General features: G+C 35.2%; 9 protein-coding genes. All 9 read left to right on the top strand.

Annotation, left to right across the window (positions count from 1 at the left end; all coding sequences use genetic code 11):
* The first annotated feature begins 42 nt into the window (after positions 1-42).
* The 9 genes from BW932_RS08995 to BW932_RS09035 all read left to right on the top strand — a co-directional run bounded on the left by BW932_RS08995 (position 43) and on the right by BW932_RS09035 (position 11,510).
* Entirely contained in the window at positions 43-657 is a 615-nt protein-coding gene (locus tag BW932_RS08995; RefSeq protein ID WP_076387155.1) for a response regulator, read from the top strand.
* A 127-nt stretch (positions 658-784) separates the two neighbouring features.
* A complete protein-coding gene (locus BW932_RS09000) occupies positions 785-3,406 on the top strand; it encodes a hypothetical protein (protein WP_076387156.1) in 2,622 nt (873 codons plus the stop codon).
* A 32-nt stretch (positions 3,407-3,438) separates the two neighbouring features.
* The gene (locus tag BW932_RS09005; protein ID WP_143745538.1) at positions 3,439-6,606 is read left to right on the top strand and encodes a DUF11 domain-containing protein; all 3,168 of its coding nucleotides are present in this window, start codon (positions 3,439-3,441) and stop codon (positions 6,604-6,606) included.
* 253 nt (positions 6,607-6,859) lie between these two features.
* Positions 6,860-7,618: a T9SS type A sorting domain-containing protein gene (locus BW932_RS09010; RefSeq protein ID WP_076387158.1), complete on the top strand. Its 759-nt coding sequence runs from the start codon at positions 6,860-6,862 to the stop codon at positions 7,616-7,618.
* A gap of 27 nt (positions 7,619-7,645) precedes the next feature.
* On the top strand, positions 7,646-8,260 hold the full coding sequence (locus tag BW932_RS09015) for a hypothetical protein (protein ID WP_076387159.1): 615 nt from the start codon (positions 7,646-7,648) through the stop codon (positions 8,258-8,260).
* Positions 8,261-8,286: 26 nt separating this feature from the next.
* Positions 8,287-8,751 carry an SET domain-containing protein gene (locus BW932_RS09020; protein WP_076387160.1) on the top strand — a complete coding sequence of 155 codons (465 nt, stop codon included), beginning with the start codon at positions 8,287-8,289 and terminating at the stop codon, positions 8,749-8,751.
* A 23-nt stretch (positions 8,752-8,774) separates the two neighbouring features.
* A complete protein-coding gene (locus tag BW932_RS09025) occupies positions 8,775-9,305 on the top strand; it encodes a hypothetical protein (RefSeq protein ID WP_076387161.1) in 531 nt (176 codons plus the stop codon).
* Between the two features lie 363 nt (positions 9,306-9,668).
* Positions 9,669-10,583 (top strand): FAD-binding domain-containing protein, encoded by a 915-nt coding sequence (locus BW932_RS09030; protein WP_245820695.1) that lies wholly within the window; start codon positions 9,669-9,671, stop codon positions 10,581-10,583.
* A gap of 15 nt (positions 10,584-10,598) precedes the next feature.
* Positions 10,599-11,510 (top strand): cryptochrome/photolyase family protein, encoded by a 912-nt coding sequence (locus tag BW932_RS09035; RefSeq protein ID WP_076387163.1) that lies wholly within the window; start codon positions 10,599-10,601, stop codon positions 11,508-11,510.
* Positions 11,511-11,571: the final 61 nt, after the last annotated feature.

The following is an 11,571-nucleotide window of genomic DNA, read 5'->3' on the forward strand; positions in this document are numbered from 1 at the left end:
CCCCTACCTTTGTCAAATAATTTTTTGAATTACGACCACCAAATGATCCGCATTTTTGCATATGATGACAGTTCAGACCGGCTGAGAAGTTTACAGGCACTTATTTCTTTAAGTGACGATCTGAAATATGTAGGAGATGCAGAAAATTGTGAAAATGTACTGCGCGAAATGGAAGAATATGCTCCAGATGTAGTGTTGATGGACATTAATATGCCAATTGTAGATGGTTTGGAAGGATTAAAACTCATTAAATCTAAATTTCCACAGATTAAAGTTTTGATTCAAACTGCCTTTGATGACAGTGACAAAATTTTTAAAAGTATTTCTCATGGCGCAAGTGGATATATCTTGAAATCCGACAGTCCAACGCGAATTTTACAGGCGATAGAAGAAGTTTATGAAGGTGGCGCTGCAATGAATCCCGCCATCGCAAAGCGCGTTCTGGAGTATTTTGCGCCGAAAAAAAATCTGGAAATATTAACTTCCAAAGAACAGGAAGTTTTAAAATCCCTCGCGGAAGGAAAAAGTTATAAAATGGTTGCCGATCAACTGGGTGTAAGTTATTCCACCATCAATTCTCACACAAAACACATCTACGAAAAACTTCACATTTCCTCTTTGGGAGAAGCGATTGCGTGGTATTATAAAAATTTATAAGCTGAAAGTCCTGGATCTTTAATCTAAAATCCTGCAGTCTCCAATCTACCTTATCCCTACTTTTAGGGATTTTTTTTTGGACAAAATTCTATAATCTTTGTCATGAAAAAAATTAAATAAAACGAATATGAAAACACTTCAACGAATTTTAATGTTTTATTTTCTGAGTGCGATAACGCTTTATCAAGCTCAGCAAAACGAAAGAAAAGGTTGGGACGGCGTAGTAAAAGGAGGAAGTATTTCTTTCGGATACAATACTACTCAACTTAATTCTGCAACCAAAGATGCTTATATTTTAAACTCATCGGGAATTAGTGCGGATGCATTTATTCCATTTTCCCTCTTTCGAAAAGGTTGGGACGGAACGGTAAAAGGTGGAAGTTTTGGATTTAATATTGGGGGAACTTTTTACTTTGAAAATAATGAAAATCCCAGTTCTCCTTTGCCTTCACCACTAAATATTTCAGGACAAACCAATACTGAAGTTTCTTATAAAACTGGAGCTTCCGGACAAAGTGGATTCCGGATCGGAGCTGGACCGCAGATGAATTTCAATTTGGGAGAACGGTTTATATTTTCTCCCATGATCATTGCAGAATATTTTTCTTTGAATAGAAATGCGTTAAGCGTTTTGCAAAATAGTACTGTTAACGGCAAACCCGTAGAATATACTCTATGGACTTTGCCAGAAACGAAAACCAGTGGTTTAGCAATTACGCCAAAAATTAGAGCGCAATATTTTTTTACTAAAAATTTCGGCGTTTTTGCGGACGGAGCTTATGTTTTTGGACCAAAAATAAATACGCAGTTGACCAGTTTGGTGCCTTTTGGAAAACCGAATCAAGGGGGACAATATGAGCAACAGCAAGTAGAATTGGGAACAAAAGTTACTGGTGAAGTTATAAAAACTACTTACAATGCTTTCAGCGCAAGTGTTGGGTTAAGTTATTCTTTTGGTGGAACAAATGGATCGGGAGAAACTCCTACTCCTGCGAAAGTAGAAATCAATAAATCAAGAAGTAGTATTAAGTCGCAAATCAGTGCAAAACCTTCTGATTCTACAGGTGGTTCAAATAATCCCGAGCCTGCGAAAGTAGAAATCAATAAATCAAGAAGTAGTATTAAGTCGCAAATCAGTGCAAAACCTTCTGATTCTACAGGTGGTTCAAATAATCCCGAGCCTGCGAAAGTAGAAATCAATAAATCAAGAAGTAGTATTAAGTCGCAAATCAGTGCAAAACCTACTGGTTCCACGGTTACACCAAAAGATCCATCTACTTCAAACCCTAATAAATTCCCTCAGTGCAGTTGTGGAAGTTTTACATCTGCAATTACCTATAAATTATTCGGGCCGAATTCTACCAGCTTTTCCAATTTATCAACAGTTTGTGGTGGAGAAATAAGTGCGAACGTCGGAAGTGGAATTCTTTTCGATCTGAGTAATTACGTTTGTGGTCCAGGAGGATGTGCAAGTAATATTGTATTGGATATCTATCTGAACGGAAATTTAATCTACGCCAATATTTCTCCCGGACTTTTTGCGCAAAATCGGATCGCCGAGTGCGGAACGTACAAAATTGTTTTAAAATCAACCTGTTCTACGGCGACTGCTACAACTCAATGTGACAATTGTGACATTTATATTTCGGTTCCATGTGTTACAGATTGTTGCAAAGGAAGCAGATGGGGAACCATTCAGTGGATGGGAGAAAATAATTTAATCTGCGGACAAACTATTGGAAATAAAATTACAGGCAGTATCCAAACATTAAATTACAACTTTACTTGCCAACCAAATTGTCCACCTTACATTAAATATGATCTGGTTGATGCTTCTGGAAATATTATCAGTACTACAACTGCAATAAGTGGAACCAATGTTAATATTACAATGCCCTCTACGGAAGGTTTTTACCGCATCATCGCAACTGGATTATGTTTGGAATCACCTTGTACTACTTGTATTATTTCTTTCAAAGTAGTCTTTCCGGATCCAGTTTCTTGCTGCTTGAACAGTAATTGGGGCAAGAGAATCTGGACAAATATTGGAATTGTCAACTGTAATACTACATTGGCAAAAATTTTCACACCAGGTTCAGTGCAAAGAGTTAATTATACCTTTTATTGTAATCCAAACGGAAACTGCACCGCTGTTATCAAATATAAAATCATCAATCAAGCGGGAACGGTAATGAGCGCTACAACGGCAAACTCTGGTCAGGATAAAGATCTAACGATGCCTTCAACCTCTGGAACATATCGTCTGGTTGCTGAAGGATGGTGTGATGGAGTTTTATGTTCTACATGTGTGGTTTATTTTGTAGTAAGTTGTGCAGATTGTTATAATGTGACTATAAGTCCACCAATTGCACTTGTTAGTGGTGATATCGCGAATATAAATGGAACCATCGTGGGTGCAAATTCTTCCAGACCACTCAAAAAAGTAGTTGCACAACTGATCTCCTTTTCTGCGGATAAAAATAATGCTGCAGTTGCTAATCCACTTCCAAATTTTGAATTTTTGTCTTCCAGTCAGATTAATGGATCGGTTTCAGTTCCTTTTAGTTTAACAATGACAAGAAGTAACATGATTGTAAGCAATTTTACAACACCTGCAACCGGAACGATTTCCTACAATTTGAAAATCGATAAAATGAGTTTGAAAACGGTGAAAAAATACTACATCAAGTTTACTTTATTTTTCGCTGATGGAACCAATTGCGAAAATTATATTACCAGAGTGTTTTAATTAATTGTCTTAAAAATTTTAAACCAAAAAAAATGAAAAAGTTCATCTTCTTTATAGCGCTCTTCCTTGGTATTTTTACACAGGTTAAAGCCATCAACATCACCAAAACCGCCTCCAATAATAATCCTTACGTGGGCGAAGTTTTCGAGTACACTATAAGTATAAGCGGAATAACCTCTTTATCTGAATTGGGAAGTATTCAGGATATTTTAGATCCCAATCTGGATTATATCAGCAGTGATTTTAATACTTCTTCTACGGTCTTTGCTTTTTACAACAATTGGTGTCCAACCTCATTGTCAGGACTAATTCAACCTGCTTCAGGTTCCACTGGAATTCTCACCTTCAAATTCCCCTCTGTAAATTTATGTCCCGGAGCTGGAAGTGCAAATCTGAGTTTTAAGATAAAAGTTGCACTCAATGCAAATGCATGTTCGTTACCGAATAACGCGGTGATCAGCAATCAAGTAAAATTAATAAAACAAGCTGGAGCTCCGGCTCCAAGTTCAATTGTAAGTTTAGTTTCAAAAATTAAAGTGAACAGCACAAGTCCCTGGAAATTAGAGAAAACCTTCAGATCTTTTACCGGTGGTTATTTAATTTATGATGTTCGACTTTCCTCGTCTGTAGGAGAATTCAACATGAATGTGTTACCAAGTGCAAACTTTTTAGATCAGTTTACCTCATCACCATGTATTGGAGCAGATGTTTCCGGAAGTTCTGTGACCTACATTCCAAATGAAGCCACACCAGGAAGTTTTACTACCATTGGAAATGCGGTAGCTGCTCCGTATGGAATGGATTTTAACTGGAATTTGCCAACGACAACTTCTGGCAAAACTTTAGGAAGCTATCTTTTTCAAGTCAAAATAAAAACCACCACTTGTTCCTGTGCCTCAACTCCTTTTGATTTACTAAATACGGTTAAAGCAAATTTAACAGATGTTTGTGGTGACGACAGCGTTTTAGAAGCAAACTTTGATCTTTTAAATGTGAGTTGCACCAATACAGGAAGTATTTCCATACCTGAAGATAAAGCAGTTTGTGCGGAGAAAAAAGTAAAGATGGATGGAAATGATCTTAATCTAACTATGGCAGGTTGCAAAGGAAAGTATATTATTACCATTAAAAATTGTACTTCCAGTTACAAGTATGATGTCATTAAATTCTCCGATGTTTTCCCAGCAAGCAATTTAATTACGGTCAATACAGGAGGAATTTCCGTTTTTCCCGCCGTATATTCCAGTGCTTTAACGGTTACTTCTGGAGGTTTAAATTTTAGTACGACAACGGCTTTAGCTCCGGGTGGTACGATTACGATAACCATTCCATTTATGGTGACGACCCCTTTACCAAACCAAATAATTAAGAATTGTGTAAATCTAAAAGTACGTCTAAATGACGGAGTGCAACCACCAAGTTTCATCACCAAAGCTTTTTGTGACATTGGCTTAAAAACAGTTCCAAATCAAGCCACTATCATTACGACTAAAAAATTATGTACCATCGCATCACACAGTTGTGGTGGAGTTAATTCCTCTAGTTTTTTACCAGGTGATCAAGTGGAATATGCATTACACACTTATAATTATGGAACCACAAATGCAACAAATGTAGTGATCGAGGACAATTTACCTGCAAACTTCTCTGCCAATGTAAATGATATTAAAGTTTACAAAATAAGCAATTACGGTAATTACATTACTAATATTTGTGATCTCAGCACTATTCCACCCGGAAAATTATCGAATATTACATCAAGCAGTTCCATCTCTTTGGTTGGTGGGAAATTAAAAATTAAATTAACTGGTCCAAATATTTTAGACAAATTCACCTGTACTGGAATCACGCATTATATTGTAAAAATTAAAGGTCAAATTGCACTTACCGCACCGAATGGAAGTCTTACAAATCAGTTCACTACAACTTATAAAGATGCTGGAAGTGGAATGATAAATTCAGAGATTTCAAATCCAGTCACTTTAGTAGTCAATAAAGATCAATTGGTCATTACCAAAAAAACTGCTAAAAAATGGTTTACAGATTGTGTATCCAAAAAAGCCAGAGTAGATTACGAAATTTGGGTGCTGAATATGGGATATCTCCCAATTACTGTAAATATTAATGATATCATTACCGTTCCTTCTCCCCTTTCCATTTCCTCTGGACAAGGTGTAAATAAACCAGGAAATATTCAATTCGAAGAATCTCCAACGGGTGTTCCAAGTTACGCTTCCATGAGTTCTACGGTAAATAGTTTAACAATTAATCAGTATAATTTAAAACCTTGTACCCTTTTAAAAATAAAGTATTCTGTAATCTACAACACGAATAATCTTAATGCAAATCAAGTTTTGGAGGTGAAAAATACAGCGAATGTCACTTTTGGATATATGTCTAATCAGGCATCAGTAGTTTCCGCAAAAGGAAATCCTGCCTTATTACCAAAGATCATCGTTAATAATAATGCAGAACTCATCAATAACTATTTCGCCGCAACATCCGAAATAGAAAAAAGCGATCTTATTCAAAAAATGAAAATGGAAAGTAATATTGACAAAAAAATGAGCTTGGTTAAATTTCCACAAGCGCCATCCGGACCAATATTTATTCCTATTGACACCATTGCGAATAACGCTTCTGTAAATATTTCAGATTGTATCTTCGGCAGCACCAAAGGATGTTTTACAAATTCTGGAAATGCTGCGAATTTCACTTTCAAAATTAACAGTATTGATAATAGCGGAAAGGTGAATACCACTTTAACCTTTGCTCCAGGTGCACCAAAAGTGAATAAAGTAGAATTTATTTTAACAGATGTCAGAACTTTAAATCCTACCACCTATCTATCCTGCAGCAATACGGTTTTAGGTACGTTAAATATCGTTTCTCCAAGTTCCATTGGAGGTCTGAATAATTTTGGGTTACCATCACCAGGTTCCGGAATTTTCAAAGAACGGAATAAAGTAGAATTTTGGAGCGGAAATTATTTGACACTTGGCTCAACTTACAATCCTGTTTTTCAGTTGCCTGTGAATCTTAACTGCAACGGAAATCTAGAAATTGTAATGACTTGTATTGTGCATTTCGAAGATTGTAGCGTATGTTATCAATCACAAGGAGCGGATCACTACTCAACTTTTACATGGACGATTCCTCCAATTTATTCCACTTCTATTCTTAACAGAAATAGACCTTAATTTTTCATAGATTTATTTTTTTAAGCCAGCGTAAATATTACGTTGGCTTTTTTATTTTATGAATTGAAGAAGACAGGATTAAAGTAACTTTCTTAAAGTCAACTAAAATAATTTCAAAGATGTATTTCAGAATTTATTAACAGAAAAATATTTTGTTCTGTTTATTGCAAGTTACATTTAAAAATAATTAACCACTTTACAAATTTTATGTTATTATTTTCAGACATTTGTTATAAGCTTTAAATATAATACCATGAAAACACTTCTATTACCCTTTCTATTTATTTTTACATTAAGTTTCGGCCAGGTTCCTAATGGAAATTTCAATAGTGGAACTACAGGTTGGAGCATCACTCCGGCAACTTTCAGCATCACTGCGCCTTCAGGTTATTTGCAGATTAATCAATCTGGTACTTTTACCGATATCTTTTATCTAAAATCATCAAGTTTTCCTGTATCAGCAGGAAATTTTTTTGTTCAGTATAGTTATATCAATGCACGATTTGACCCTATGATGGGTGATCAACCAATGGGAAATCCTGCCATAAGATTGAAAGATTCTGGCGGAAATATTATTGCAGATTTCACAACAGTAAGTGGATTGTGTATCAATGAATCTCAACATTATGGAATAGCGCCAACTAATACCTGCACTACAAATCCTATAGCAGTGAGCGTTGCAGGAAACTATCATCTGGAGTTCTCTGGTTTTTCAAATTATCTGCATTGGTATGTTTTAGATAATATTATTACTCCAAGTGGAGTTTTAGCGACCAATGGACTTTCAGCAGATAAAATTTCTATTTCCCCCAATCCTGTGAAAGCAGAACTCCTCATCAATAATATCCAAAATATAACCGGAGTCAAAATTTACGATTCTGAAGGTCGGCTTTTAAAAAGCATCAAAACAAATTCTAAGACGGTCGAAGTTTCCAGCTTGATGAAAGGCATTTACTATCTGGAAATAGTAACCCCAACAAAAAATTACAAAATAAAATTTATTAAAGAATAAAAATTTTAATTATTAAAATCATTAACGATGAAGACAAATTTCAAAACAACAACAGTTTTAACAGCTTTCCTTTTAGGAATCACGTTGTTTGTAAATGCACAAGAAATTTCTAGCAAAACAAAAAAAGGCTGGAACGGAGTCGCAGAAAAAACTAAGATGACAAAAGCAGATTCTGGGAAAATGGGAGCAGAAGAATCGGTAAAAAAAGGTTGGAACGGAAAAACTCCCGCTTGTGTAAATCCAGAAAACGGCGCAATTCTCTATTTTGAATACAAAGAAGATTACGTTTGTCCTGCCGAAGTTTGCAAAGCTTTAGGAGTAGAATCCTGCATTATTGCAAAAGGAATTTACCAAGTAGAAAGAAAAGATCCAAACAGTCCTGGAACAGTTACCCTTTCTCTAGTAAAACCATTAATGGTTAAAAATAATACCGTGGCAAAACTCGAAACTTATTGTCCAAAAGGTCCCGATTGTAAGAGTGCAGAATCAGCTTCGTGCTTTTATTCTACGGAACCAGCAAATGAAAAAGACACGAAACAACTGATTCTCATTACGCCAGAAAGATGTCAAGATGGTAGATGTTCTGCAATTAAAATTGCGTGGAATGGTAAAGGTGTTGATCCACGAAATCCAGGATTCTAAATTATTAAGGAGCAGGATTTAACATCATGAAAAGCAATCAATCAATTGTAGACCGGGATTTTATATTGGTAAGAGATTCACCAATTCATGGCAAAGGTGTATTTGCAAAAAAGGCAATTCCTAAGGGAACACGGATCATTGAGTATATGGGTAAAAGAATTCTTAAAGAAGATTTACCTTCAGATTTGGAAAAAGGATTAACCACTTTAGTTTACGTGATGCGCTTAGATGATTTAACTGCGATTGACGGTGAACGAGAAGGAAACGATGCCCGATTTTTTAATCACAGTTGTATGCCTAATTGCGAAGTCTATTTTTTTGACAATACTCCATACATTTATGCTATGGAAGACATTTCAGAAGGTGATGAACTTTTCTTCGACTATCAATTGGGCAGTTCCAATGAGCGAAACTTAAGTCTTCGAGAGAGAAAAAAATTGCATCCTTGCTATTGTGGCTCTACTAATTGTAGAAAAACACTTATTCAATAATATTAATTTTAAAAAATAACACAATGAAAAACACTCATCTAAAACCAGCATTTCGCTTAACAAAAAACGATTTTCTGTCTGCAGCCGCCTTAATCACATTACAAGCTGTTTCAACAAATATACAGGCACAAAACGAAAAACAAGCTGTTGTTACGTCTCCCAAAAAAGAATCCATGTATATAAAATTTAATCTAAAAAATGATTATTTAAAAATGGGGTCTTTTCATAAGTGCAACTGTAACGAAAACCTTAAGATTGAAGGTGTTTCAAAAGGAAATACGGTTTTCCGAAATACCAAAGGAGAATTGTTTACGCTTGATAAATCCACTGGTGATATGAATTTTATCAAACCTGAAGTATGGGCAAAAAGCGAGTATTTTCAAAAACTTAACAATTCTAATAACGTAGAATCTTTTACCTGGAAAACGAATAAGTTCCAGCCAGAAATAAAAGTTCTTGGTCTTAATAGCGATGGTGCCACAATTATGCAGAATAGTAAAGGCGAGAAATTTTATCTAAATCCTGCAAATGGAGATATGGTTTTGGTAAAATAAGATCTATTATTCAGATGCAAATGGTAATTAAACTTATTCATAATTTAGAAAATCCACTTTACCCAGAGTGGATTTTTTTATGCTCAAAATTTTAATATCGTCAATCAAATTCCCTACAACCCAAATTATTTTTATACATTTATTTCATTCAATCTAATTCCTAAAAACAATTCCATCGAGTTTCCAACCAACATTACCGATATCCAACACCGCATTCAAGAGATTGATCCCATACAATATGGCTTCACCAGAAATTTCAGAGATGGCGCGATTACCAAATTAAGTCCCTACATTTCTCGGGGTGTTATTTCATCGCGCGATGTTTTTGACCATTTGAAAACTTTAAAACTAGAATGGTTTGAAGTGGAAAGACTCGTTCAGGAATTAGCGTGGCGCGATTTTTTTCAAAATGTCTGGAAAGAAAAAGGCGATGATATTTTTTCAGATTTAAAACAACCCCAGGAAAATGTAGAAAGTACTGGAATTCCAACCGCAGTTTTAAAAGGCGAAACCGGAATTCAAATTTTAGATGAAGCCGTAAAAACGTTGTATGAAACTGGATATCTTCACAATCATTTGCGAATGTATCTCGCTTCAGTTTGTTGCAATATTGCCCACTGTCATTGGTCTGAACCTGCAAAATGGTTGTACAGTAATTTACTCGACGGCGATTTGGCGAGCAATCATTTAAGTTGGCAATGGGTCGCCGGAAGTTTCTCGAAAAAGAAATATTTCGCGAATCAGGACAATCTGAACAAATATTTTGGCGGAACTCAGAAAAACACCTTTTTAGATGTCGAATATGATGATTTTGAGACTTTAAAAACTCCAGATCTTTTAAAAGAAACACAGCATTTCAATGGTAGAACGTCTTTAGATTTTATACAAAATGACAAAATTTTAAATGAAAAAACATTGGTATTTAATTACTACAATCTTGATTTTGCGTGGCATGAAAACGAAACTTTTCAAAGAATTTTGCTTTTAGAACCTACCTTTTTTGAAGAATTTCCCGTTTCTGAAAAATGTCTGGATTTTGCTTTGGCGCTTTCCAAAAACATTCCTGATCTTAAAATTTTTGTTGGCGAATTTTCAGCTTTGAATGAAATAATTTCCACGGATAACATTTGTTACAAGGAACATCCGACGAATTCTCATTACGCAGGAACAAGAGAAAACAGAACATCACTTTCTAATTTGGAAGGTAATTTTCCGTCATTCTTTAACTATTGGAAAAAGATCAAAAAAGAACTGCAAAACGAATTTGAAACGAAATAAAACGCTCTAAAATTGATGTCGAAATCGATTAACATTATATTTTCCAATCAGCTTTTTAAAAATCATCCTTTATTAAAAAATGATGGTGATTTCTATTTGATCGAGGAACATTTATTTTTCCGGGAATTCAAGTTTCATAAACAGAAAATTGCTTTCCATCGAGCCTCCATGAAATTTTTCCAAACATATTTGGAGAAGAATGGTGCAAAAGTGATTTATATTGAAAGTGGAGATGATTTATCGGATATCCGAAATTTTCAAACTGAAATTAGAAAGGAAAACATCACCGAAATTAATGTGATTTCACCTTCAGATGATTGGCTCGAACGCAGATTGAAAAAAGTTACTGAAAATATTCAACTCCATATTTTTGATTCGCCACAATTCATCAATAATAAAAGCGATCTGGAAAAATTTTTCAATCCGGAAAAGAAATTCTACTTTCAAACCGCTTTTTACAAACAGGAAAGAATTCGCCTCCACATTTTGATGACCAAAGACGGAAAACCCGAAGGTGAAAAATGGACTTTCGATGCGGAAAACCGAAAGAAATATCCAAAAAATCAAGCGCCACCTTTTATTCACTTTCCCGAAACTTCGGAATTTTGGAAAGAGGCCCTCAATTATACGGAAGAAAAATTCAGTAACAATCCGGGAGAAATCTCCGAAAATCCGCTCTACCCTATTAGTCATGAGGAATCGCAGGAGTGGTTCGAACAGTTTTTGGATTACCGATTTCAGGATTTCGGTGTTTATGAAGATGCGATCGTTCAGAAAGAATCCTATCTGAATCACAGTATTTTGTCTCCTTTGATCAATTCCGGACTGTTGCAACCGATTGAAGTCGTTAATAAAACGCTGATTTTCGCCCAAAAAAATAAAATTCCGCTCAATTGGACTGCCCCCAAAAAGTTAGACACTTTTTAGGGGCATTTTTATTATGGGAGAATCAAAGTATAGTTTAGAATTTAAGGTGAGTTGTGTTAAG

The sequence above is a fragment of the Kaistella chaponensis genome (genome assembly GCF_900156725.1).
GTDB lineage: Bacteria > Bacteroidota > Bacteroidia > Flavobacteriales > Weeksellaceae > Kaistella > Kaistella chaponensis.

Bases quoted from the DNA above. Each gene is read 5' to 3' on its own strand.
- BW932_RS08995 (WP_076387155.1), top strand. From the start codon at position 43: ATGATCCGCATTTTTGCATATGATGACAGTTCAGACCGGCTGAGAAGT.
- BW932_RS09000 (WP_076387156.1), top strand. From the start codon at position 785: ATGAAAACACTTCAACGAATTTTAATGTTTTATTTTCTGAGTGCGATA.
- BW932_RS09005 (WP_143745538.1), top strand. From the start codon at position 3,439: ATGAAAAAGTTCATCTTCTTTATAGCGCTCTTCCTTGGTATTTTTACA.
- BW932_RS09010 (WP_076387158.1), top strand. From the start codon at position 6,860: ATGAAAACACTTCTATTACCCTTTCTATTTATTTTTACATTAAGTTTC.
- BW932_RS09015 (WP_076387159.1), top strand. From the start codon at position 7,646: ATGAAGACAAATTTCAAAACAACAACAGTTTTAACAGCTTTCCTTTTA.
- BW932_RS09020 (WP_076387160.1), top strand. From the start codon at position 8,287: ATGAAAAGCAATCAATCAATTGTAGACCGGGATTTTATATTGGTAAGA.
- BW932_RS09025 (WP_076387161.1), top strand. From the start codon at position 8,775: ATGAAAAACACTCATCTAAAACCAGCATTTCGCTTAACAAAAAACGAT.
- BW932_RS09035 (WP_076387163.1), top strand. From the start codon at position 10,599: ATGTCGAAATCGATTAACATTATATTTTCCAATCAGCTTTTTAAAAAT.